This window comes from Paenibacillus sp. plas6 (genome assembly GCF_057221655.1).
Map to the genome: position 1 here is coordinate 2,133,560 of NZ_CM170151.1, position 24,606 is coordinate 2,158,165.

Consider the following 24,606-nt stretch of genomic DNA (forward strand, 5'->3'; position numbering starts at 1 on the left):
GAAAGTGAAAGCAAAGCTCAAATCGTTTTTTCAAACGGTGCAAGTCAAGCTTGTCATTATCTATGTGTTGCTAATTTTAGTAGCAATGCAGTTGATCGGCGTTTATTTTATAAGCACGGTTAAGGCATCGCTTGTCAATAACTTTACGAATAATCTTAAGGAGCAAGCTGATATTTTAGCAAAATTCGCTGCCCCAAGCTTATCGCCTGCCATTGACAGTAATAGTGATGTAACCGAGAATACAACGGAGGAGCTAAACCTTGTTGTACGTAATTTATTTAGTATAAGTGGGGCAGAGGTGCAGGTGCTTGACAGTAACGGGAAAATTGTAGCTACCTCGTTGCAACTACATCAATCCTATATCGGTCAAAAAAACAAATCATTAGCCGTAAGCCGAGCGTTGCAAAACATATCGGATAATGAAGAGGAGTTTATCGATGAGGATGGTACACGCAAAAAAATGATTGCTGTACCAGTAACAAACAATGAGAAGGTTGTTGGTGCGGTTCATATTGTAGCATCTATGACGGAAGTATATGATACGATGAACCGCGTAAATCAGATTTTTTTCTCAGGTACAATTATTGCTCTATGTTTAACAGGTGTGCTAGGAGTTATATTGGCGCATACGATTACACATCCGATTCAGGGTTTAACTCGACAAGCGGAGCTCGTGGCAGAGGGCTATTTTGATATGAAAGCACCTGTGCTTGGTAATGATGAGATTGGTCGCTTAAGTATGGCTTTCAACGAAATGACGATTCGTCTCAAGGAAGCATTGTCTGCTAATGAGGAGGAGAATGAAAAGCTAAGCTCTGTTCTTTCAAATATGAGTGATGGCGTGCTTGCTGTGGATGAAAATAATAATGTAATTGTTTGGAATAAGCGAGCGCTGGAGATACTTGAGCTTGGTACGCTGCACGATGCGCAGCTTCCTGTTGTGCTTGGGTTAACTGAGGAGCAAATAGCTAATTTAAAGCAGGGGCGCACGCAAAGCTTTATTCTTAGGAAGGATCGTCATGATGAGCAAATTGCAGATGATGAGGAAAGTATTTTGCGAGTAACGCTTTCTCCAATTCATCGCCGAGATCGTGGAATTACAGGAGCAATTGCTGTATTACAGGATGTTACTGATCAAGAGAAGCTAGAGCATTCTCGTCGTCAGTTTGTTGCTAACGTGTCGCATGAGCTGCGTACACCGCTGACAACGATTAAAAGTTATGCAGAGGCGCTAAACGATGGTGCTTTAGAAGAAAGGGAGCTATCTGAGCGCTTTGTTGGAGTTATTCGTAATGAGACGGAGCGAATGATTCGACTTGTAAGTGATCTGCTACATCTATCTAGATTGGACTCTAATCAGGCACCACTGCGTCGTCAGAAGACAAACATTCGTGAAATGCTAGATGAAGTAGCAGATCGCTTTTCCTTTCAGCTCAGAAAAAAATCGATTTCGATTAGTGTAAAAGTGGATCGCAATCTGACCGAGGTATGGCTTGATCGTGATCAAATTGATCAAGTGTTGGACAACTTAGTGTCAAATGCTGTGAAATATACAGGCGATGGCGGGAGCATTTCACTTACTGCAACATCGTCAAAGGATCGGACTTATGTTGAAATAAGTGTGCAAGATACAGGTATTGGGATTCCTGCTAAGGACTTGTCACGAATTTTTGATCGCTTTTATCGTGTAGATAAGGCTCGTTCGAGGAGCATGGGCGGTACAGGATTAGGCTTGTCGATTGCCCGGGAAATAGTAAAGCATCATGGTGGTAAAATTATGCTTGAGTCTGAGCTTAATGTAGGTACGACAGTGACCTTCAGCATACCTTTATTGCAGGAAGGGGGCAAAACCAAATGATCGAGCGAATAAAGACAGCTGTTTTGATCGTTTTGGTAGCATTAAGCCTCATCCAGACGTATTTTCTTGCTTATCGTATGCCTTGGCTGGGAACAACAACATTAACAGACCAGGACTATGTCAATACGGAGCTGCTGGGGCACAGTAGTAACGTTGAGCAGGTAATATTTCCTGAGGAGCTCATTTTGCATTTAGGAAATGACGAACATACGATCATTTATCCCAATACCCAATTTTATGAGATCATTTTGCGACAACGCTTAGCAAACCGAGAATTTAAAGGATTCGAAGTCATCTCTGCTGGCGAAGCAAACTGGGATGAATTGCGTCGTCAGCATAAAGGGATTGAGCTTAGCTTTACGGCAGGGATTTCATTAGAACTGCTCAAAAAGCTGCTTAAGCTAAATGCTGAAGGAATTGAGGATAGTGTACAGTTTACAAGTATATATATTTATTCGTTAGAAGATACCGAAGAAGTACAAGCATACTTTTTTGACCAGAAGGGTGCTATTGTTTATCGGGCATTGCATGTTGATTTAACGGTTAAAGATATTGGTGACTATATTGGGTTTGGTCAGTTTTTACCGAGATATGAGTATATCTCAAATCAGCTCTATGTTGCTAATGAACCAATTCAAGTTACGGAATATTTGTATCGCTACGATATATTTACACCTGAGCAAATGCAACGCAGCTTGTTTTTTGATTCTAGTACAACAAGAGCGATTGTTAATCGTTCGGGTGCACAAATTTATACTGATGGAAAGCGTGGGTTAAAGGTAGAGCAGAATGGGCTATGGATAAACTACACGAACTCCGTTGCATCGCAAACGAATAATGTGCCAGAAAGTGAGAATGTATATTTGGCAGTTGATTTTGTCAACCAGCATGGCGGTTGGGATTCTAAGTATCAGCTTGTCCAAACACCTATTAATGAGCAACGTTATGCTCGTTTTCGTAAATATATTGAGCAATTTCCTGTTATTGACATTAGCCCGTTTAATTACGGTTTTATTCAAGTAGGCATACAACAAGGCTCTGTATTTGAATATGACCGTTCACTAATTAAACTGCCATATATCGCCGAAAGCAAAGAAATACGCTGGTTATACGGTGGTGAGAAATTGCATAATCAAATCGCAGCTTATTCCAAGGTGAATGATATTGTTTCTATTTATCCAGCCCTCAAGGTCGTGCCGCTTTCTGATTCAATGCTGCAATTTAGTCCAATTTGGGCTGTGATGCTGCGTGATGGCAGTGAAGAAATGCTTATGGAGGCAATGCCTAGCGGATTTAATCCAGAAGCATTAGGCAGCAATCCGCAATAAGCTTGCTTTAAGAAGAAGGAAGTTAATGATATTTGTTATATAAAAGAGAGAGGTGAGATTGGTTGGATTGGGGTAGAGCTAAAACGGTTATGATTATATCTTTTCTACTGCTAAATATATTGCTTGGCTACCAGCTGTGGAAGGAGGTCCGCGCTCAGCTCAATGCGAATCCCAATTCAGCCGAGCTTCCTGCCGATAAGCTGCAAATTATGCAGGAGAAAAAAATTACGTTATCGACGAACTTGCCATCTGAAACACCAATGATGGGCGACTTAACATATTTGCTGCAATCTGATGTTATTGACAAGCGAGAACCGACGTTGATTGATCCGCCAGTTGATAGTGCGATCGTCTTTAATGAAAAACAGTTAAATAGCACATTAGGTGAACTTATTCCTAATTTATCGGAATATGGCTATGATGTTCATAGCAGTCGGGATGGGGTGTTTGTTATGCATTATATGGTAGATAGTCGCCCTATGTTCCATACGAAGCTGGAGTTGTATAATAGTAATTTGAAGATAACTGCCTATTTGCAAGACCGAGTTCAAATAACGAGAACAGGGGAAAAGCAACAGGTGTTGGCGGCATCTAAAATTGTTTCAAGCTTAATTGAAACTTATCTTGAACCAAATTCAGTTATTGTCGATATTCGCTTAGGCTATTATGGGCAAATTTTCGACTCGGAGGTTCAGGTAGCAACACCAGCATGGCGCGTAATGCTGGATGATAATAAAATTTATTATGTTGATGCCATTAGTGGTGAGGTATTAACAGACAATATGGAGGACAAGCTGTAGCAGTTCAGTCAGCCATGGGAGAGGATCTGAAGGAAACAATGACGTTACGTTTTACAGTGTTAGCAAGTGGTTCAACAGGAAATGCCACGATTATTCAAGGTAAAGATCGAACCGTTATGATAGATGCAGGGTTAAGTGCGAAAAAGCTTGATGAATTAATGAAGCAGCAAGGAATATCTGGACATCAGATTGATGCTTTGCTGGTAACACATGAACATTCGGATCATATTAAGGGGCTAGGCGCATTTGCACGTAAATACGATCTTCCGATTTATGCGAATGAGCCAACATGGGATGCACTTCAGCGTCATGTCGGCTCAATCAGTCCGGATAAACGGATGGTTTTTCAGAGCGGGGAAGAATTGCGTTTTGGCAGCATGTGTGTGCATAGCTTTCCGATTTCACATGATGCGGCAGAGCCAGTTGGCTACACCTTTGAAGAAAATGGCTATCGCCTAGGTGTAGCAACTGATCTAGGTTATCTTAGTGATAAAGTAAAAGCTAAAATCATTGATTGTGATGTACTTGTGTTAGAATCCAATCATGATACTGAAATGCTGCGCATGGGACGTTATCCTTGGAATATTAAGCGTCGAATATTAAGCGATATTGGTCATTTGTCTAATGTAGCTGCAGGAGAAGCGCTGCTAGAGCTTATGACAGATCGAACGAAGCGAGTTTATCTTGCGCATTTAAGTCTAGATCATAATATGATGGATTTAGCAATGATGACGGTAAATACTATTTTCGAGAATAATGGAATATTTTATAAGCGAGAGGAATTTCCACTCCGTCCTACTTTTGCTGATCGGCCAACGCCTTGGGATGAGATAGCTCGGCAATAAGCTGCTCTAACGTTTGATCAATGCGTTGTATCATTCGAGTAAGTTCACGGTCATTAATAATTCCTTTATTGGTCAAAAGTGCAATAAGCCCATTGAGCGTGAGCAGGGTTTGATAATGCTCTTGCTTAAGATCAGCGAGTTGTGCAGCTAGCTGTACTTGCTCAAAAGCATGGGTCGTAGACATTAATATTCAGCCTCCTAATTTAATAGCGTTTGGATCGTAATTCAGATCATTCTGTCTGTTAGAAAAAAACTTATGATCAAGACGCTATTGATTAATTGCTTGATAAATATCGAAGTGTTTGTACATTATTACTATTGTAGTCTAATCTCACAAAAACATTCCTATTTTTTGTAATTGGTTAGCAAAATCGGAGGGGAGTGCGCAATATGAGCTTGTTTGATGATGATTTTTATTCTTCTAAAGTATCTCGTAAAGCGCTGAGAGATCCTTTTAGACTAAAACAGCGTAGAGGCAGAGGGCTAGGACGTCTAGTAAAGTCTAGAGAAGTAAAACTTGTTTTAACATCAGTTATAGCAACGGTAATTGTTATGGTTACTCTGTATTTTCTCGTTGGCGGTATCTCCCCTTCGTCTAAACAGCTATCTAACTATGACCTTTCTGCACGCGCGGTGCAAGCTAGCGACATGATTCGTCCCGCAGTAGTAAGCATTATTAATGAGCAAAAGTTTTCCTTGGAGCTAAAGGGTGGCGTGCTTGAGCCAGACAGTGAGCAAAGCGGGGTATATCGAGAAGCAGGCGTTGGTTCAGGCGTCATTATACGCAAAGATGGAGATGACGCATATATCGTAACCAATTATCATGTAGTAAATTCTGCACATCGGGTTCAGGCAGTATTAACGACTGGTGAGAAGCGTGAAGCTCAGATTATAGGAATGGACCAAATTACCGATTTAGCAGTACTTAAAATTAACGCAAAAGGGATTGAAGCAGCTGCTCAAATCGGAGACTCCTCTAAGTTAAGAGCGGCAGAGTTTATAATTGCAATGGGAAATCCGCTTGGTATGGGTGAGTCCATTACATTTGGTGTAGTGAGTGTCACACGTGAAACGGTACCTGTGTCGCTGAGTCAGAATGGGGTGCTGGATTGGGAACAAGAAGTAATTCGTGTTGATGCAGCGATTAATCAAGGAAATAGCGGTGGACCTTTAGTCAATTTGAACGGTCAGGTTGTCGGTATTAATAGCATGAAGGTGAGCAACTTTGGTGTAGAAAGCATCGGTTATGCGATTCCGATTAACAATGTAATGCCTGTCGTGGAGGAATTAATCAAAAAAGGTTATGTTTCTCGCGTGTTTCTTGGTGTAGCAGGCCTAGACCTGCAGCAATATTGGAGCCGTCAACAGCTTGAAGCAGATGAGGGATTAAAGAAAGACTCCACATTAGATTTACCTAAGGAAGTTTATGAAGGGATTATGGTGACGGAAACGTCAGGACCAGCCGAGGCAGCAGGCCTAATGAACGATGATGTTATCGTTAAGTTAGATGATACGAAAGTGACAAGCATGCGAGATTTGCGCAAATACTTATATAGTCATAAGCAAATTGGCGATGAAATTGTTGTTCATTTTTATCGCGGTAAGGAGCAAATGAAAACAACTGTAATATTAGGCGAAAATAAGCCTGACGCATTGAAATAGAGCGATCAATTAGGACATTTAAGCCTGCAATAATCAATGATTGTTAATCAAAAAGTAACTTGAAATAAATAAGCAGCTAGTGCAGTTTTACATCTTTAGTGATATTGCTGTACGGGCTGCTTTGTTTATTTACTAGCAATTCCTCAACACATATATGAATTTTTCATTATACTAGAGGGGGGACAAACTATTGTCATATTTTCGACGATTACTCTTTAGTGTACTTACAGTTGTAGTAGCTGCTTTTTCTTATACTAGCTACACTGCAATTGCCGAGTCTGCCTTGCTGCCTGAGGATCAATTCATAGTTAACAAAATCGATCAGTACCTGCAAGCTGAAATGGCAGAATCTAATATTCCAGGTCTAGCCTTTGGAATCGTAAAAAATGATGAAATCATTATGTTAAAAGGTTATGGTATTGCAAATCGAAATAATGAGCCAGTTACTCCACAAATCATTTATTTTAGCTTCCGTAAGTAAGTCTTTTACTGCATTAGCAATATTACAATTAGCAGAGCAAGGATTTATAAATTTAGATGCTCCTATCGCGTCATATCTTCCAACATTTCCTTCAGAGAAAATTAAGCATTCTGAGCTTATCACAGTACGTCATTTATTAAATCAAAGGAGTGGTTTTACAGAAGCGGATGGCATAAAAGATCTTGCCGACAGAACAGACTATTCCCTTGCAGAGCGATTTTTAAATCATAAAAAGCTGCAACTAGCAGCTAAACCTGGAGAACAATTTGCCTATTCTAATTTAAATTATACGTTGCTGGGATGGATAGTAGAAAGTGTCGCGAATCAATCATTAAACGACTATTTTGTGGAAAATATTTTTACACCATTACAAATGACAAATAGTTTTACTAACTATGAGCAAGCAAAGGCACATGGACTTGCAGAAGGGTACCGTTTTTGGTTTGGCAAGGCAATATATACACCAACATTTTACTATGCAAATGATGTTGCAACTGGTTACGTAATATCCTCTGCTGAAGATATGCTAAAGTATTTAAGGGCGCATATAAAAGCGGCTACCTTAACAGATGAAAATTCTGTGGTAACCCAATATGCAGTATCACAGCTATTTAATCCGATTGTTAGTGTGGATAATTCAGAAGCATATGGTATGGGATGGTATATTGATCCGGAAAGAAAGATTAAATATCACCCGGGTGATATTGAGCATTTTCATTCGGAGATGGGCATTGTTAATGCCAACGGTACCGATTGGGGAATCGTTTTATTGACAAATGCTAATAGTGCATTGCTCTACTCACAAGTTGTATATCAAATATTTGATAATATTGTTGAAATGATTCAGAATGAGTCATATGAGCCAATAGTGGCTGGCAGTGAATCCCCGCAAGTCTTGTATAATATAATCATTTTAACTCTTATAGCTGTAGCTATCCTTCAATTTTATGTTGATTATCGTATTCGCAAAACAAGACGTGTTGCTAAGCGTCATTTACTTAAGCTATTGATAATACCAACTATAGTAAAGCTTGGAGTTATCGTCATTTTACTGATTGGCTTACCTTATTTTGTTCAGTCACCATTGTCGGTAATTGTATTATATCAGCCTGATCTTGGCTATTCCTTGATTTTAATCAGTCTATTGACTGTTGTGGCCGTTATTATACACAGTATAGGCTATTATTTAACTTTTTTACGTAGCAGGAATAAGGATGTTTTAAATGCTCAGAGTTAAGTATACAAATTAATACTGTAATAATTGCTGGCTGGGAGATTTCAGTGTGTAATCGCTCGAAAATAGCGGTAATCTTCTCCAGCTTTTGTTTGCCTATATTTCTGAAGCAATGGAGATTCTTCAAGCAAAGATATTTAGAATAAAATAAAGGAAAATATAGAATAAAAGCTAATAAAAAAGACCCTTTCCCAATATAAATATGGGAGAGGGTCTGGCTGCAAGATTACAATACAGCTTTATAGTAAAGCAATCATTAGCTAAATAAATCACTATACGTTAGCTTAAGCGAGTCTCACCTTAAAGTCATCGTAGCCAAATTGACGTACCACTTCGCAATGACCGTCTTTATGTTTAACTGCGATTGCAGGAAGCGGCATGCCGTTAAATGTATTGGTTTTGACCATTGAATAAATCGCCATATCACCAAATACTAATCGATCTCCGCTTTTCAAAGGCTGGTCAAAGGAGTAGTCACCAATGACATCACCAGTAAGGCAAGTTTGCCCGCCAAGGCGATAAGTATATGGTTTCTCTCCTGGTTCTCCTGAACCGAAAAGTGGAGGACGATAAGGCATTTCCAATACATCTGGCATATGACAAGTTGCAGAAGTATCAAGAATTGCGATTTGAACTCCATTTTCATGAATATCAAGCACAGAAGTTACAAGGTAACCAGCATTAAGCGCAACGGCCTCACCTGGTTCAAGATACACTTGCAAACCGTATTTATCTTGCATTCTTTTAATGCAAGCTTCAAGAGTTGCAATATCATAATCCTCGCGCGTAATATGGTGTCCTCCGCCGAAGTTAATCCATTCCATCTGAGGCAACCACTGACCGAATTTTTCTTCAACAGCATTTAATGTTGTAAGCAAATCATCGGAGTTTTGCTGACATAATGTATGGAAGTGTAATCCAGAAACACCTTCTAGTAAATCAGCGCGCATTTGATCAGCCTTAGCACCAAAACGAGAGCCAGGTGAGCATGGATCATAAATTTCATGACCAATTTGCGTAGAGCATTCTGGATTAATGCGCAAACCTACTTTTTTGCCTGCTTGCAGAGCTTTATTCTTAAACTTTTCTAGCTGAGAAAAGGAATTAAAGATAATATGATCGCAAATTGAAATAATTTCATCAATTTCATCTTCACGATATGCAGGGGCAAAGACATGGTTTTCTTTGCCCATTTCCTCATATCCAAGGCGTGCCTCAAACAAGCCGCTAGCAGTTGTACCGTCCAAATATTGACCGATCAATGGATACATAGTCGTCATTGAGAACGCCTTTTGCGCAAGGATAATTTTTGCTCCTGTGCGCTTCATAACACCATTTAAGATCTTAAGATTTTTTTCCAGAAGTTCAACGTCGACTACAAAACATGGAGAAGGCAAATCTTCAAAGCGCATCTTAGCGAACCAACTCCGGTTGTTTTGCTGATTCTTGCTCACTGTCAACTAGAACTGGATTAAAGTCTTCTTTCCATGGTAGTCCCCATTTATTCAATTCTTCCATGAATGGATCTGGATCAAATTCTTCGATATTCCAAACGCCTGGTTTATTCCATTTGCCAGTTAGAATCATAGCTGCACCAATCATCGCAGGAACGCCAGTTGTGTAAGAGATTGCTTGAGAACCAACCTCTTTATAGCACTCTTGATGGTCGCAAACATTGTATAGATAGTATGTTTTAGATTCTCCATTTTTCTTACCTTGGAAAATACAGCCGATATTTGTTTTACCAACAGTACGAGGTCCAAGGGATGCTGGATCTGGCAACACTGCTTTCAAGAATTGAAGTGGAACAATTTGTTTTCCTTCAAATTCAATTGGTTCAATGGATGTCATACCAACGTTTTCAAGCACTTTCAAATGAGTAAGGTAGCTTTGTCCAAAAGTCATGAAGAAGCGAATACGTTTTAGACCAGGAATATTTTTAGCAAGTGATTCAAGTTCCTCATGGTATAGCAAGTACATATCTTTTTCGCCAACCTCTGGGAAGTTGTAAACTCGTTTAATTTCCATTGGTTTTGTTTCGATCCATTGACCATTTTCCCAATATCTACCGTTTGCAGATACTTCACGGATATTAATTTCAGGGTTGAAGTTTGTTGCAAATGGATAGCCATGATCGCCGCCATTGCAATCTAGAATGTCAATATATTCGATTTCATCAAAATGATGTTTTAGGGCATATGCAGAGAATACGCCAGTTACACCAGGGTCAAAGCCGCTTCCTAGAAGCGCAGTAATACCTGCTTTTTCGAAACGCTCACGGTATTCCCATTGCCATTTATATTCAAATTTCGCAGTATCTTCTGGTTCATAGTTAGCTGTGTCTAAGTAATGTGTTTTGGTAGCTAAGCAAGCTTCCATAATCGTAAGATCCTGATAAGGCAGGGCCAGATTCATGACAATATCAGGTTTAACTTCTTCGATTAGAGCAATTAGCTCTTCAACGTTATTAGCATCTACCTGTGCTGTAGTAATTTTTGTTTTACCGCCATCTAGTTTTGCTTTTAAAGCATCACATTTAGATTTTGTACGGCTTGCAATACAAATCTCTTTAAATACTTCACTGTTTTGAACACATTTGTGGATGGCTACTGAAGCTACACCACCGCAACCGATAATTAGCGCTTTGCTCATTGATCTACTCCCACCTTTATTTGATTTATTATAGTAACAAAGAAATCTAAATCTTCCGGATCCGCGTATGGTTCACTTGCCTTAATTGCTTTATCTATTGAGCAAACAAAAAAAGCAAGTGCAAATACGCATTGTCGCGCACCACACTTGCTTTTGATATAATCACTAATTAAAAAGCTCAATCAAACATGCCATTAAAGTAATGGTCTTACTTACGTAAGAAGGCTCTTTAATATTCGGAACATATCATTTTAAGGGATCAGAGTCTATATAGCAAATAATTACTTTTACCACTCTTATTGACCGTTTCACAAGTTGATGTGCGAATGCACTGGTTGTAAAGTAACCAACTTATAAAATTTGAGCTTTTAACTCAATCAATAAGGCAACCAAAAGTTGCCAATCGGCATTTGACCCGGCTGTCCGTATGGCCTTAACATCTTAACGATGTGGTCAAAAATTATCTGCTTCCATGATCCAGATATATTGAATACATATTAGCTTTCTCCATTACCTACCCTCCTATATTAGCATAAACTGCGAAAATGGGAAGAGGTATTTTAAAAATTTTTTAAAAATTTTTTTGGAAAAGTGAGAAAAGTTGTTTCGGCAAGGTTTTAGAACAACGTATCAGCATAAAGTGAACTAATTATATTACCTTTACTAATGCCTAATCGAATATAGTCATTTTACCAATTGAAGAGTATCTATTTCATTGATTCTTTGCTACAATAGCTGACTTTAAAAAGTAACAGATAGAAAAATGAGTTAGCTCTTCTATAAAAATAGACTGTATTCCGTAGTGGTAGTCACGCTTTTTACAAGAAATACGCAGTGTTTTAGTAAGACATACAGCGACTAATAGGAGGTAGTGTTATATGTATGTAGCTAATGAAAAAAGTGTGAAGATTTTAACAATCATTTTTTTGTGAGCTTGAAAATGATAAATGAAGGAAAGACGTGATGAAATGAATAAAGTGATACATACTAAAAGCAATACTAACAATGGTGCAGGAAGTTGGGGTTTATCAGATGGATTATTGGATTAAGTATGAGCTTTCATACAGCATCGGCCTTATAATTATGGTATGCTAACAATAAGACAAGAACTTTGGATAAAGGAAGATAATCTATGTATTGTGTATGTAAAGAATGTATTGAACAAGCGATTGAACGATTTGTTGATGAATTTGAGGATGCACCAGATATGGTGGACTTGAAGGAAACAGAATTTGCTAATTGGGATCCTCCACGTAAATGTGATTTGTGCGAAAAGGCCGCGGCTGAAGTGCTGGTGGTATAGATGCATATTCAGATCATTGCGGTTGGTAAGCTTAAGGAAAAATATCTTACGATGGGGATAGCTGAGTACGCAAAGCGCTTGGCTCCATATATTAAGCTAACGATTACTGAGCTACCAGATGAAAAGGCACCTGAAACGATGAGCGCTGCTGAGGAAGAGCAAGTCAAGGTGCGTGAGGGTGAGAGAATTTTGGCGCAAATTAAGCCGGATGCTCATGTAATTGCGATGGCCATTGACGGCGAGCTTTGGTCGAGCGAGGAGTTAGCTTCGCAGCTGGACAAGCTTACTACCTATGGTAAAAGTCATATTGTGTTTGTAATCGGCGGCAGCAATGGGCTGTCGTCCGAAGTGTTGAAGCGGTCTAACCAAAAGCTCAGCTTTGGCCGCATTACCTTTCCTCACCAATTGATGCGGCTCGTGCTCGTCGAGCAGGTCTATCGAGCGGTGAAGATTAATCGGGGTGAACCGTATCATCGCTAATGGTAAAATATTATGGGAGTTCATCACCTCCCCTAGCATGGTTTTATGAAAATTTGATGGGTTAACATCATCCAGCCAGCGCGGATCGAAGTGGATAAAATCAATATCGTAAATCCTTCTCAACAATTCATAGGAGTCGGACTGGAGAGCATCAATTGTGAAATCAAACAGCAGATTGATCTGAGTCACTCGCCGTCCGACTTTCCTGGGGGCATCTTTTGTAATCTGAATATCTTTGATGATCAACCGGAGAAGCGATTTTTGTTCATCAGGCTCGACGCTCATCAGCACATTGTAGAAGTCTGAAAGCAGTTTTTTCAATGAGTCAAAGTCAACTGGTTCCAATTGCTGGTTGTCGATTTTGATGAGCAATTCCTCACGTTGTTTATAGAGGGCTTTAAGTTCGTCCTGGAGTGCGATCAGATTAGGCTTGAACATATCTAAAAGCTCGGTATCCGTCAGGATTTTCTCCTTGAGGTTATCAAGTTTTTTCTGCGTTTTTGCAATTTTGCTTTCGAGGAAGTTTTTCTCTTCAAGAAGTGGTTTCTCAGCGTGAAGTCTGTCCGAATTGATCTTTTCCACCAGTTTGTGTAGCAAAAAATCATTTGTAACGATTCGGGACAGCTCATCAAAAACCTGTTGCTCAGCTACGTCAGCGCGAATTCCGTGAGGACTGCAAGCGGCTTTTCCTTTGTTGTGGTGTTGTCCGCAATTGTAATAGCGGTAGGTTTGACCAGATGAACCTTTAGAACGGCCCGCAACCATACCATATCCGCATTTAGGGCATCGTAGCAATCCTGCAAGAATAAATGGAGTGTGAGAACGTACAGGCTTATATGAACGCTTCTTCATGATTCGCTGAACATTTTCCCACTGTTCAAGCGAAATAATCGGGTCATGAGTACCATCGGCCAATATATATTCTTCATTTTTCCCTTTTCGCCGCTTCTCCGCCCAATTTTCCAATTGATTGAATCTGATCTTTCCAATGTAAATCGGGTTGGTCAAGATGTTTTTGACGCCAAGGACATTGAACAGATTATTCTTTTTGGTCCGGTAACCCATTTCGTTAATGCGGCGTGTAATCGCCTTTAATCCCATTCCTTGCTCTGCATAATCGAAGATCGTGCGGACAATTTTGGCTTCCTCTTCGTTGATAAAAAGCTCTTTGTTTACGGCATCGTAACCTAAAACGATACCGCCGTTGTACTTTCCCTGTTTTGCGCGCTGGGTCATACCCAGTTTCGCGCGTTCAACAATTGTGTTTCTTTCAAGTTCTGCAAAGGAACACATCATTTGAAACATGGTTCGCCCAGCAGGTGTTGTAGTATCGACATTTTCTCTTAAACTGATAAGTTTGGCGTTATTGTTTTCAAAGGTTTCACTGATCTCCAATGCATCTTTTAACTTTCGAGCCAGACGGTCAATTTTATAGACCATGATGACATCATATTTTTTGTCTCTTACATCTTTGAGCAGTTGTTTCATCTGGGGACGGCCTTCTATGCTTTTGCCGCTGGCTCCTTCGTCAATATATCTGGCTACAATTTCGATATTGTGAAGTTCAGCGTACTTTTCAATTTCGGAGAGTTGAGCCTGAATACTGTACCCTTCCGTTGCCTGCTCTTCCGTGCTCACACGAGCGTATAAGGCCGCTGTCTTTCTAATTGTCATCCTTCTTCCTCCTCGGTTCCTCCAAAATTTCGGTCTTCAATTCGATCAGGAACGGTTCGATTTTTTTCATGGCGGCCTGAGAACCAAAATGTTCAAAATATATGCGGATAAAAACCATAAGTTCCGAAAATAAATCGTACATTTGCCGGTCATAAGCAGTAGAAGAAAGCCAATTCATCAAGTTGATTCGTTCCCGTAATTCAACCGGATCATTTATTAAATGCAGTTGGTTTAATGTTTTTACCGCGAAATCATGAATGGACGTATCGTCCCTGCTCAATGGTTGTAACGGCAAGCTTTTCTTTAACCACTCATCATAATGAATCTTAACTTGATACTTGTGGCATGCAGAAATGAGATCGAGCAAGATTTGCCGGAATTGGGCCTGATAAGTCAGGATAATGATTTGCTCCATGTCAATATCAAGAGCCTTGGCTAATTTCTCTGCATTCTCGAACGAAGGTGCATATTTGCCGTTTTCGATATCGCGGATGTAAGTGTGTGATACACCAGTCATCTCGGAAAGTTCCCGGTAACTTAATTCTTTCTTTTTTCGCATTGACTTGAATAAGTCTGCTATGTTCATAAACTCACCTCATAAATAGTATAATCGTAAAATAAAATATTTACAACAAAAAATATCTGTGGTAAATATAATAATCAAGCAACGTAAATATTTTATTTTACATATGGTAGGGGTGATGACTATGAAACGTACGCCGTTCCAGCTCATTGATAAGGATACAGCGATTGTTCCTGATGAAGTTTATCCGTATGAAATACTACAGGAACAACGACTTGCGGAACGAAACTTTGTATCCAAGCTGTCGAAGATTGTAGACCATTATTTGCACCAAAAAAGAGATAATTCTGGCGAGTTGAAGCGGGAAAATGAGGTTTCTCAAGGAGAGGAAGCAATGAACCTCTCACTAGCAACTAATAGGTGAAAAACTGTTCGGGACTGCGGACAGAAAGGAGCAGAGATCATGATAGATACTGTGAAGTTTGACATTAAGCTCATTCTTACAGAAGAACAAATTGATAATATCTCATGGACGGATATCAGAAAAAGGCTGAAAAACAACATGGTTAGATGCGAGTTATTCAATACACAAGATGACACTCAGCCGCGAATCATCTATTCCTTTAGGGAAGATGATATGAATCGTGCATGGTTGAAAGTAGAGTTGTCTCTGCCGCGCTTTTTGTACGGAAGCAACGTATATGAAGTGAAACAGGTCGATATTAAACCGGCGATGAAGAAACTGAGACGGTATGTAGCAGAGACATTGGCGGTGCCGCTTTCACAAGTGCCGCATTACGATGAGTGGGAGGTAGAAAAACTGCATTTCTGCAAAAACTTCGATGTTGGGCCGCACTTACAGCATTATTTGAGACTGTTGTCTAGCATGAAAAGGCCTGGAAGATATAAAACTATACCCTACACCGCCGCCGACAGCAACAATTTGGAGTCCGTAGTATTTCAGAGTAAGTCGAAAAAAAACAAAAGGGTATGCAAATTCTACGATAAGCAGGCCGAGGTAAAAGAACGGGGAACTGGCCCAAACAAGAACAAGCATTTACAAGAAGCAGAAGGTATTCTGCGCTTTGAAATTGAACTATCCAGCTATGAGATGAGAAAGCAAAACCGTGGAAGGCTGGCTAAAGACCTTCTGACTCCTTCGTTTGCAATTAAAACGCTTCAAGATGAGCTCAGATCATTGGGTCTTTCGACGCCGATCAAGCAATCGTCGATGAAAACAATGATTGATACCATCAACAGTACAAACCATAATGTCAGGACAAAGAGCATGTTGATAGCGTTTCTTACTGAACTGCACCTGAATGGAAAGGAGTATTGTAAACAGAAATATTCTCGAACTTCATATTACGACAACTACAACAAACTGAAGGAAATTCTCGGGATGGATGAAATTCTCTTCTCAGACATTAGTCTTCCGCCGCTCAAAGTTCACAAAAACTCATTCAAAAACAAAAAGAGTCGTTCCACCAGCGGGCACGCAGGTAAAACGACCAAATGAAAAGCCTAATTGGAATTATAGCATTTCAGTCGAATAAAGAATAGAACAAAATCAGAAACGGATAATCGGAAGCCCCGCACTTCGGCTTCAACAAAAGTGAAAAGTAAGCCGTCAAGGCCGAGGCGAAGCCGAGCTTGTTTCAGCCTTGACGAGCGTCTATAATCGCCAACCCTAAAATTAGGCCACAGCGTTAGCTGGGGCTCGCCTCACCGGCGAGGTGAGGGAGTGCAGGGGCGACAGCTCCTGCGGGCCCCCTCAGGGGGCAGTGGGGGTGGTTTGTTAGAATCTATACGGCAACGAGGGCCGCGAGCGGAGCGAGCGGCCCATCTTCCCGTTAAAGGCAGGTACGTTGTATTGCATGCAATCTCAAATTGCATATACGTGAAAGGTCAGTTTCGATACTCTGGGAAGCATGTATGCCAATTGCATCGGCAGAGGAATGATGTATGAATCTGCATCTGATACTACGTTGATTTGGTGCGAATAGCACGGCAATGGTTCGAATGTTTTGTGAAACAGCCGCCACACCGCCGACCGGATGTAGATTTCGTCTCCGGCTGTAGCTACATGCACAGTCATTTCGTCGGAAGACAATGCAACAAACGCCGGAAATCTAAGTCCATTCTCCAGGTCAAGCAACAGGTCAACTGAGGCCGTTTGGCCGATGAACAGTCTTGCCGCACTGCCGGAAGCATAGAAGCTTCCAAAGCCCGGATTTTGGCCGCCAAAGACGCTTTTCAGGTATTCAGCAATATGGCTTGACAGGTTCAGTACATCCTCATGGCTTTGACCAAGCACTTTAACATCGACGAACAGCATTCGCCGCTGATGATCAATGAGAAAACTGCATGATGGCGTGGTTGAGAGTTCTGCAAAGACTGCCGTATTCCAGCCGCATCCCATCTGCACAGCTTGAGCAAAGTACGCAAAGCGAATCTGCTGATCGCGGTTTAATCTCTGCATAAGCCGGATTTGGAAGCGGGCACCGGTCAAGACAGAAGTGCAGACCAACGGTTCATCGCCATATGCCGCCGCGCCAATGCAATCTTCGGGTCTCGATGTATGAACGGCAAGCATCGTCGGCATAAATCCCTGTGACTCTGAATCAACACTGTGATTCGGCGAATATTGCAATGCATGTATGATCATAAGCGATATCCTCCTGTGTATTGATATAAGAGGCGTGGTATCGCCGATTTGCATGGACCGGAAATACCACGCCGCATGGAATGTGTTAGATCAAGCCTTGTTCTTTAAGGCTGTAGAACTGATTGCCGCCGATGACGATGTGATCAAGAACGTCGATTCCGATGATGTTTCCGCTCTCCACAAGCCGCTTTGTAATCTGGATGTCTTCGGAAGACGGGATCGGATTGCCGCTCGGATGATTGTGGGCCACAATGATCGAAGCACTGCTCCGTTTGATGGCCGCTTTGAACACCTCTCTCGGATGGACAATCGAAGCGTTCAAACTGCCGATAGAGAGCGTTTCTTTTGCGATAACACCGTTCTTTGAATTGAGAAATAGCGCGACAAAGTGCTCTACTTGCAAATACCGCATTTCCGGAATCAGCAATTGAGCAACATCGCGGGGTGAGCGGATGATGTACGGCGCTTCAGCAGGCGCATTCAGTTTCTTCGCCAGTTCCAGCGCGGCCAGAATCTGTTTTGCACGCACCTTGCCGATGCCCTTGATCTGCATCAATTCCTGTTCAGTAACCGTCATCAGGTCTGCAATCGACGGGAAGCGGGTGAAAAGTTCCTCCACAATATAGGAATCAGGGCGCTCGGCCAATGTTTGTGCAAACAGGCTTTTGATGGTTTCATAATGATTCATCGTTTCGTACCTCCTGAACATGCAAAAGAGGGAAACCGTGGCCGGCCTCCCTCTTGCGTATTTAGATAGGGTTGAGATAAGATGAGAACAAGATGATTTTTGTTAGTCGCTCCGGTTACCGGGCGGCTTTTTCTTTTTCGATCTGTTCGATCTCCAGTTCAATGAGCACCAGTTTCGTGAGTACGCGGGCATACTGCATGCCTTCCTCTGTATGCATCGGGGCATCCTTGTCCATCGTGCGTTTCACCGACAGCCAGAATTGTTTCTGCTCCTGAAGCTTTTGCAGACGGTCCATGTTCAGGTCACCTCCTTCGCGTGGTAATAAAAAATCCGTCCATCCATCGCCCGTATCGAGCAATGACTAGACGGATACTTTGCACTTCACGCGGTACGTGATCAAAACCTCAACCTTTCCGTTCTTCACGGCAACAACAGCGTATTTGTCGTTGTCGATCCGAACGCTGTACACAAAGCCTTTCAGCTCGCAGAAACCGAGATATTCCTTTTGGCTGTTGCGTTTGAATGCCTGATAATCCATCTCCGACTCACCTCCTTGTTTTGGTCTGGAACCGGCGGTCACTTTGCGCCAGCACGTTTCCGATGCGATTGCAGATGCCGGTTGAAAAATACTTCTCAAAGTACCGCCGCATGAAATAGGCCGCTGTCTCATCGTCCAGCTCCCAACAGCGTCTGAACCATGCGTACAGCAACGTGCCTGCGATTCGCACATTGCCGTTGGCAACCAGCCTCTTCAGCAACGTCTGCAATTCTTCAGGCAATCCCCCGCGTACAACCATTGACGTTCACCTCCTTTCCATGTCTGCTCGACGATCCTGTGATGGGCAAGCCTCTCACCTTGCCGCATGTCCTCGCTGTCGAATGATTGCCGGAAAACAAAAAAAGGACTGCTATCTGCCAGATCAGCAGACAACAGTCCTATGCAACCGGGTGGGGCATGAAACGGCAGGCCCCTCCTTCAATTATGCATGGGGGTACCGCCGGAAAATGTATATCATTTTTTCCTCCATATAGTGCCGGTTATTGCCGTACAAATAATATTTTCAACGGTTCTTCCGGTCGATGGTGTTCAGAAACTCGCGGGCTACTGTCAGAACAAAGTCCACTTCTTCAGTCTGACGCTTGCTCAGCAAAGTGATCAAGTCTTCGATCTTGTGATGTATTTCGCCTTTCCCGGGATGGTCCGTGATTTCATCTATATCCTCAAACAGTTGAGCGGGTTTTACACCCAGTGCATTGATGATCTTGCCTAACGATTCCAGCGATATATTGCGTGCACCGCGCTCAACATCACTTATGTAACTGAAGCTGAGACCGGATTGTTCCGCCAGACGCTCCTGCGTCATCCCTCTTAACTTTCGTACCTTTCGGATTTGTTCACCTACCATTTGCTTGAATTCCATTCTGTATCACCTCTACTTCAGCTTAGTAGAGTGCGAAGGCGACTTTTATCCTAATATAGTGACAGTGATACTACACTTAAAAGTGTAGTTTATTGTATAATTGCCTTAGGCCGATCTGCCAAGATTCAACAATTTCCATCAAGGGGGGATACATTTCAGTCATCGTAAAAATGAATGTGAACCATTCATGAGGGTAAGTCATGCCAATCATGATTATGCCCATCCTGGTCTTTTTTATTTTTCTTTCAGTCCATGGCAACACAGATCATTTGTTAAGAAGATGCATGGCTTTACGGAGGGATGAAAATGGTGCATAAGAGAATCACATCTGCACTGCTGGCAATTCTCATGATATTCGGCTTAACCGGAACCGTATTGGCGGCACCGGTTGAATACGGCGAAGAGCTTCAGAACATGCCGGTGAACACGCCGACAGTTTCATTCAGCGATTTGCCGAGCACCCATTGGGCGTATAAATACATCGCGGACCTGGTGAACAGGAAAGTGTTCGAAGGTTATCCGGATCATAAGTTCCGCCCGGACAGGACGATATCCCGCGCTGAATTTGCAACCATTATCGTCAAAGCGGCTGGACTGCAACCGAAGAAGGTCAACTATTCTTCGTTCAGCGACGTCAAGGTGACGGACTGGAGCTCGCCCTGGATTGAGACCGCCAAAGACTACCTTACCGGATACAGAACGGCAAACGGCGAGTACATCTACAATCCGACAGCACCGGCGCTTCGGGAAGATATTGCCGTCGCCATTGTCAAGCTGAAGGGGTACGATGTCGCGCGTCTGGCCAACCGTTCCATCATTGAAGCGATGTTCACGGATTACGAGGGCATTTCGGAAAGCGCAAAGGACTACGTTGCTATCGCTGTCGAGAACGGCATTGTTTCGGGCTTTCCCGATGAAACGTTCCGCCCGCAAAACAGCATCACCAGGGCCGAAGCCGCCGCAATGCTTTGGCGTGCATTTATGTACGGCAACGACAACAAAGGCGTCGGAGGAGGCGAACAAACCGCGCCAACCACAACAACGCCGGTAACTGAGCCAGATACAACGCCGGTTGACCCGCAATCGCCTGCACAACCACAACAGCCTTCACAAGGGACGAAATTCAGCGTGGATACGCTTGTTGGCGGGACCGGTCAAGGAGATGTGGACGGGCCTGTACATACGGCGAAAATTAACGAAGTGGACAGTCTGGCCGTGGACAAGGACAACAATGTGTATTTTCTCGATGAGGGGGCCCGGAAAGTACGCAAATTCGATATTTCCAACGGCACTGTGAGTACAATCCGGCAAGTGGATGCTTCATTTGACTGGGACTATACGGAAGACGGGAATGTCACCCGTATCAGCCACACACAATTTGTTCCCAAAAAACTGGCTTACAGCTTTGCAAACAACCGACTGTACCTTCTTGGATATGCGCGGGCCGGATACGAACAACCGGAAGAATACTTTACGGAAATTTTTGAGTTGACGCCCGAGGTCAAATTATCGGCTTATGAAAACTACATTGCAGATACTGCAAGCGCGGGGGCAACAAAATATCCCTTCTTCCGGATCAATAATGACAACGAGTTTATCTACGGCAGAGGCGGTGACGATGATTATTACGTTTACAAGAATTCCAACATCTACAAAGCAAAGATGAACGCTCAAGCGGAATTGATCGGCACTTCAAAAGACAATACATCGGTGCCCTTCAGTTATGATCGCTACTCACGCCCGACATTTCCGATGGATGTCATCAGCACGGATGACAGCATTTATGTGTTTGACAGCGGCGTCAGGCATAATTCATTCGACCCCAAAAACCGATTGACCCGGATTCAACTGTTTCCGCGAAAAGTCGAAACCGTGATATCGTTTGACAATATGACCTTTGATTCGGTAACCGTCCAAAACGGCAAGTTTTATCTATCCAGCGGCACCACGATCTACGAACTGACGACGGAAGGCAAACTGACCACCTTTATTGACGGAAAAGACCTGACCTACAATGACGGCAATCCGATCACAAAAATCAGCCATATGGCCTTTGACAGCAACGGAAACGTCATTGTTTTCGACGACGGCAACAAGGCTATCCGGCGGATTAACCTGTAGGTATATACCAGTTTTGGGGGAGCGATCTGCTCCCTTTCTTTTTACAGATGGCGGCGAAGGGGGTTCAGATATGAACAGGAAATACTTTTGCCAACGTTGCCGTGATTTCCACGATGTAGTGAGCGGCATCGGCATCAAACATTTGCCGCACAATCTTTCCAAACGGGATATTGCCAACTTCATCAATGTAGCCACAACCATCCCCACCTATGAAGTTGTCACAGGAGGCATTCCGGGAGTCTTCGAAGGCACGGATGCCTTTGTCCGCGAGGTAAAGATCGCGCAAACTTTGCAAGACAAATTCCCTAACATGGACGCCTACAAATCAGCCGACGGCTTGAAGGACTGGCTTTCCGAACGCATACAGATGAGCAACAACGCAGGCGCTAATGCGCTGAGCCGCATTCAGGGCGATGCCGCCGGGGAAGTGGATTTCATCAGAGAAATGCAGGGTGGCATCCGCAATTTGTTTACCAAAACGGATTTTCCGCGCAATGCGGATGGAAGGATCATCAGCAACAATCCCGGCATCGATGCTGTTGAGATCAACCGGTTCACAGGAGATATCGTCAACGAGTACCAGATCAAGACATTGCGTTCTGCGGACAGCATTGACCAGACGCTGGAGGACTTTCTGAACAACGGCCATTACAATCCGACAACCGTGCTTGTCGGCCCGCAGGAATTGATCGACCGTGCGCATGAGCTTGGCATACCGAATCCGACCAAAGTGATGGGAACGTTGCAGGACAATCTGCAATCCGCACAAGAACTGAGCGACAAGATTTTGAACGGACAACTGGCAGTCGGCATGACTCCGGGGGCGGTTGCCGGAGAATTGATCAGCGGCGCAGGCATCGGCGCGGCCATCTCCGTCACCGTATCCGGGCTGATTACATACTTGCGGTACAAATCCGGCAACATCACGTTCGATGAGATGAAATCGAAATTGGCCAAAGATGGCGTCAAAGGAGCCGTAACAGGCAGTGCGCTGGCGGGATTATCGCTCTTTATTCCCGGAGGGTTGATTGGAGCGGGGATCGGCTACACCGTCGGCTTTGCGCTTCGCCGGTTGCTCGATGAAGCATATGGCGACGGTATGTTCGGCGAAGTCATGAAGCTGACCGGGGCCGTTCACGCCAATGTGCAAATGGTAAACAACGGAGCGGTTTATATCGCGCATATTTCCGAAATGAACAGCCATGCATTGGCCAGAGCGGTCACTGCGGTTGACGAGTTGTACAATGACCGTCTCCAGGCTGACGACATCTATACCCGGTTGGAGCGGGTTCATGACAACGGCATGCGGATCGATTACAGCGAATCGGCGGAAAGCATATTTGCCAGGCTGGATGCGATGCGCAACCTGATGAAAGGGGAGGAATCACCTTGAGCCAATTACCTGCAAATGCAGTGAGCATTCCAAATAAGCGGCAGGTACAGGAGACCATCAAAAACAATCCGCGGCTTGTGGACGAATCACAAGTGCGGTCGATCGTCAATGAATGTCTGTCTCAACTTGCCAGTATTGAATACAGGCTGGACAGGCTGGAGAATCGGGGATTTCTGGGACGCATGTGGGATATCGTCAGCGGCCAAACGCACCGGGAAATGATTTCGCTGATGCGCGACTTGTCCCAGACCCAGCAGACGACAATCAAACTGGTGCTGACGCTGGCGATGTATCATGCGCAAAACGTAAAAGTCATGGACGAAATACTGGATGAACTGGATCGGGCAAAAGGAGTGCATACAAGAACGGCTTCGCATATCGAATTTTTGTACGAGCAGGTGCAGTTGATACGGGACATGAACAGAAAACGCCAGCCGCAGATCAGAAACATCCGCAGATGGGCGTTATCCGCCGCGCTGATCGGTTTCATTGTATTGTTCCTCTTTTTGTGGATTCGATACCTGGCATAAGCTCAAAGAAGGTTTTCACGCATGCGCTGACCATTCGCTTTGAAGATCAAATCAGGAGTTTTGACGGTTCTTAATTATAATGAGGTAATGTCAGCATGAAATGGATAAAAGCTTTGCTATGGATCTCCGCGATTGCCGTCTGTACGGTTCTCGTTTACAGCGAATTCAATCCGAAAGAGACACGATTGGCCGCCGCCGTGGAGAAAGGAGATATCAAAGCGGTGGAACGTATGCTGAAGAAGGGCGCTGACCCGGATGCATACGAAGGCAGATCGCTGACGCCGCTCAACATCGCCTTGATGAACGGCGATATCGAAATGGTGAAGCTTCTGTTGAAGTACGGTGCAGACCCGAATGCATTTGGCGAACTGAGCGAAGCCGAGATGGCTCCTCTCACCCTTGCTGTTGTCTACAGCAAGCGACCGGCTGATGTCCTTCGATTGCTGATCGACGCCGGTGCCGATCCCGCGAAAGATTTTTTTGCGTTGCACTCAGCCATCGAGAAAGGCGATCTGGATGCAGTGAAGTTGCTTGTCAACGGCGGCGGTGATATCAATCAAGGACTGCAAACAGCCGCAGGGACCAATCAGGTAGAGATCGTGAAATATCTGCTGGAAGCTGGCGCCGATCCGAATCAGGGTGTAATGCTTGCAAAAATCACACACAACGAAGAAATACTGCGATTGTTGATTGAAGCGGGTGCAAGTGTTACAGAATAATTCGGAAGATATTTTCATTGAGTTCGTTACAATTTTCGATTTTTTCGGATATATGAATAGTGGATGCAGGGCAGTTGGCGGGATTCGTGCCAACCGCTCTGCTTTTTGTTTAGATTCCCGGCAGATTCAGCGGTTTAGCAAGGAGGAGCGGGAAAGAGGTCGGAATATCGAAGAATCACTCCCAATTCAAAGTTCGGGAAAAAGTCTCAATAAGCTATGGTAAAAT

Annotated in this window: 25 protein-coding genes and 1 pseudogene; 15 read left to right on the forward strand and 11 right to left on the reverse strand. The window is 43.2% G+C overall.

Annotation, left to right across the window (positions count from 1 at the left end; translation table 11 throughout):
• The first annotated feature begins 4 nt into the window (after positions 1–4).
• The 4 genes from walK to AC2TDL_RS09650 all read left to right on the forward strand — a co-directional run bounded on the left by walK (position 5) and on the right by AC2TDL_RS09650 (position 4,831).
• A complete protein-coding gene (gene walK, locus AC2TDL_RS09635) occupies positions 5–1,858 on the forward strand; it encodes a cell wall metabolism sensor histidine kinase WalK (RefSeq protein WP_484700729.1) in 1,854 nt (617 codons plus the stop codon).
• Positions 1,855–3,186 (forward strand): YycH family regulatory protein, encoded by a 1,332-nt coding sequence (locus AC2TDL_RS09640; RefSeq protein WP_484700731.1) that lies wholly within the window; start codon positions 1,855–1,857, stop codon positions 3,184–3,186. Before walK ends, AC2TDL_RS09640 begins: the two co-directional genes overlap by 4 nt.
• A gap of 62 nt (positions 3,187–3,248) precedes the next feature.
• The gene (gene yycI, locus AC2TDL_RS09645) at positions 3,249–3,986 is read left to right on the forward strand and encodes a two-component system regulatory protein YycI (RefSeq protein WP_484700733.1); all 738 of its coding nucleotides are present in this window, start codon (positions 3,249–3,251) and stop codon (positions 3,984–3,986) included.
• A 38-nt stretch (positions 3,987–4,024) separates the two neighbouring features.
• A complete protein-coding gene (locus AC2TDL_RS09650; protein WP_484701120.1) occupies positions 4,025–4,831 on the forward strand; it encodes an MBL fold metallo-hydrolase in 807 nt (268 codons plus the stop codon).
• Here the strand turns inward: AC2TDL_RS09650 and AC2TDL_RS09655 are convergent.
• Entirely contained in the window at positions 4,782–5,015 is a 234-nt protein-coding gene (locus tag AC2TDL_RS09655) for a hypothetical protein (protein ID WP_484700735.1), read from the reverse strand. The genes AC2TDL_RS09650 and AC2TDL_RS09655 overlap by 50 nt on opposite strands.
• Positions 5,016–5,221: 206 nt before the next feature.
• Here AC2TDL_RS09655 and AC2TDL_RS09660 point away from each other — a divergent pair, with 206 nt between their 5' ends.
• From AC2TDL_RS09660 to AC2TDL_RS09670, 3 genes are all read left to right on the forward strand, one after another.
• Positions 5,222–6,493, forward strand: coding sequence for a S1C family serine protease (locus AC2TDL_RS09660; protein WP_484700737.1), 1,272 nt, complete (start codon positions 5,222–5,224; stop codon positions 6,491–6,493).
• A 190-nt stretch (positions 6,494–6,683) separates the two neighbouring features.
• Positions 6,684–6,974 carry a hypothetical protein gene (locus tag AC2TDL_RS09665; RefSeq protein WP_484700739.1) on the forward strand — a complete coding sequence of 97 codons (291 nt, stop codon included), beginning with the start codon at positions 6,684–6,686 and terminating at the stop codon, positions 6,972–6,974.
• Positions 6,928–8,211, forward strand: a complete 1,284-nt coding sequence (locus tag AC2TDL_RS09670; RefSeq protein WP_484700741.1) for a serine hydrolase domain-containing protein — start codon at positions 6,928–6,930, stop codon at positions 8,209–8,211. The genes AC2TDL_RS09665 and AC2TDL_RS09670 overlap by 47 nt, the downstream gene beginning before the upstream one ends.
• 281 nt (positions 8,212–8,492) lie before the next feature.
• Here AC2TDL_RS09670 and nspC read toward each other — a convergent pair whose 3' ends face one another.
• The gene (gene nspC / locus AC2TDL_RS09675) at positions 8,493–9,620 is read right to left on the reverse strand and encodes a carboxynorspermidine decarboxylase (RefSeq protein WP_484700745.1); all 1,128 of its coding nucleotides are present in this window, start codon (positions 9,618–9,620) and stop codon (positions 8,493–8,495) included.
• Position 9,621: 1 nt separating this feature from the next.
• The gene (locus AC2TDL_RS09680) at positions 9,622–10,860 is read right to left on the reverse strand and encodes a saccharopine dehydrogenase family protein (RefSeq protein WP_484700748.1); all 1,239 of its coding nucleotides are present in this window, start codon (positions 10,858–10,860) and stop codon (positions 9,622–9,624) included.
• A gap of 1,132 nt (positions 10,861–11,992) precedes the next feature.
• On the opposite strand from AC2TDL_RS09680, the gene AC2TDL_RS09685 reads away from it, so the two are divergent.
• Together AC2TDL_RS09685 and rlmH are read left to right on the forward strand one after the other, a co-directional pair.
• Positions 11,993–12,163 carry a CxxH/CxxC protein gene (locus AC2TDL_RS09685; protein WP_484700753.1) on the forward strand — a complete coding sequence of 57 codons (171 nt, stop codon included), beginning with the start codon at positions 11,993–11,995 and terminating at the stop codon, positions 12,161–12,163.
• Positions 12,164–12,643 (forward strand): 23S rRNA (pseudouridine(1915)-N(3))-methyltransferase RlmH, encoded by a 480-nt coding sequence (rlmH, locus tag AC2TDL_RS09690; protein WP_484700755.1) that lies wholly within the window; start codon positions 12,164–12,166, stop codon positions 12,641–12,643. It begins immediately after the preceding gene.
• A gap of 633 nt (positions 12,644–13,276) precedes the next feature.
• Here the strand turns inward: rlmH and AC2TDL_RS09695 are convergent.
• Both AC2TDL_RS09695 and AC2TDL_RS09700 read right to left on the reverse strand, forming a co-directional pair.
• Positions 13,277–14,317 (reverse strand): annotated as a pseudogene (locus AC2TDL_RS09695) (recombinase family protein); the annotation flags it as partial.
• Complete coding sequence (locus tag AC2TDL_RS09700) at positions 14,307–14,903, reverse strand: helix-turn-helix domain-containing protein (RefSeq protein ID WP_484700757.1); 597 nt, start codon at positions 14,901–14,903, stop codon at positions 14,307–14,309. The gene AC2TDL_RS09700 and the pseudogene AC2TDL_RS09695, both read right to left, overlap by 11 nt.
• 121 nt (positions 14,904–15,024) lie before the next feature.
• Here AC2TDL_RS09700 and AC2TDL_RS09705 point away from each other — a divergent pair, with 121 nt between their 5' ends.
• Positions 15,025–15,264: a hypothetical protein gene (locus tag AC2TDL_RS09705; protein ID WP_484700761.1), complete on the forward strand. Its 240-nt coding sequence runs from the start codon at positions 15,025–15,027 to the stop codon at positions 15,262–15,264.
• A 39-nt stretch (positions 15,265–15,303) separates the two neighbouring features.
• Positions 15,304–16,359: a hypothetical protein gene (locus AC2TDL_RS09710; protein ID WP_484700763.1), complete on the forward strand. Its 1,056-nt coding sequence runs from the start codon at positions 15,304–15,306 to the stop codon at positions 16,357–16,359.
• 366 nt (positions 16,360–16,725) lie between these two features.
• Here the strand turns inward: AC2TDL_RS09710 and AC2TDL_RS09715 are convergent, their stop codons facing one another.
• The 6 genes from AC2TDL_RS09715 to AC2TDL_RS09740 all read right to left on the reverse strand — a co-directional run bounded on the left by AC2TDL_RS09715 (position 16,726) and on the right by AC2TDL_RS09740 (position 19,617).
• Positions 16,726–17,508, reverse strand: coding sequence for a hypothetical protein (locus AC2TDL_RS09715; protein ID WP_484700766.1), 783 nt, complete (start codon positions 17,506–17,508; stop codon positions 16,726–16,728).
• Positions 17,509–17,593: 85 nt separating this feature from the next.
• The gene (gene radC / locus AC2TDL_RS09720) at positions 17,594–18,196 is read right to left on the reverse strand and encodes a RadC family protein (RefSeq protein ID WP_484700769.1); all 603 of its coding nucleotides are present in this window, start codon (positions 18,194–18,196) and stop codon (positions 17,594–17,596) included.
• A gap of 115 nt (positions 18,197–18,311) precedes the next feature.
• Positions 18,312–18,491, reverse strand: a complete 180-nt coding sequence (locus AC2TDL_RS09725) for a hypothetical protein (RefSeq protein ID WP_484700771.1) — start codon at positions 18,489–18,491, stop codon at positions 18,312–18,314.
• A 66-nt stretch (positions 18,492–18,557) separates the two neighbouring features.
• Complete coding sequence (locus AC2TDL_RS09730) at positions 18,558–18,734, reverse strand: hypothetical protein (RefSeq protein ID WP_484700774.1); 177 nt, start codon at positions 18,732–18,734, stop codon at positions 18,558–18,560.
• A gap of 7 nt (positions 18,735–18,741) precedes the next feature.
• Positions 18,742–18,993: a hypothetical protein gene (locus AC2TDL_RS09735; RefSeq protein WP_484700778.1), complete on the reverse strand. Its 252-nt coding sequence runs from the start codon at positions 18,991–18,993 to the stop codon at positions 18,742–18,744.
• 264 nt (positions 18,994–19,257) lie between these two features.
• Positions 19,258–19,617, reverse strand: coding sequence for a helix-turn-helix domain-containing protein (locus tag AC2TDL_RS09740; RefSeq protein WP_484700781.1), 360 nt, complete (start codon positions 19,615–19,617; stop codon positions 19,258–19,260).
• Positions 19,618–19,923: 306 nt separating this feature from the next.
• On the opposite strand from AC2TDL_RS09740, the gene AC2TDL_RS09745 reads away from it, so the two are divergent.
• From AC2TDL_RS09745 to AC2TDL_RS09760, 4 genes are all read left to right on the forward strand, one after another.
• Complete coding sequence (locus AC2TDL_RS09745) at positions 19,924–21,738, forward strand: S-layer homology domain-containing protein (protein ID WP_484700784.1); 1,815 nt, start codon at positions 19,924–19,926, stop codon at positions 21,736–21,738.
• Between the two features lie 70 nt (positions 21,739–21,808).
• Positions 21,809–23,131, forward strand: coding sequence for a hypothetical protein (locus tag AC2TDL_RS09750; RefSeq protein WP_484700787.1), 1,323 nt, complete (start codon positions 21,809–21,811; stop codon positions 23,129–23,131).
• On the forward strand, positions 23,128–23,661 hold the full coding sequence (locus AC2TDL_RS09755; protein ID WP_484700790.1) for a hypothetical protein: 534 nt from the start codon (positions 23,128–23,130) through the stop codon (positions 23,659–23,661). The genes AC2TDL_RS09750 and AC2TDL_RS09755 overlap by 4 nt, the downstream gene beginning before the upstream one ends.
• 95 nt (positions 23,662–23,756) lie before the next feature.
• Positions 23,757–24,380, forward strand: a complete 624-nt coding sequence (locus AC2TDL_RS09760) for an ankyrin repeat domain-containing protein (RefSeq protein WP_484700793.1) — start codon at positions 23,757–23,759, stop codon at positions 24,378–24,380.
• The last annotated feature ends 226 nt before the right edge of the window (positions 24,381–24,606 follow it).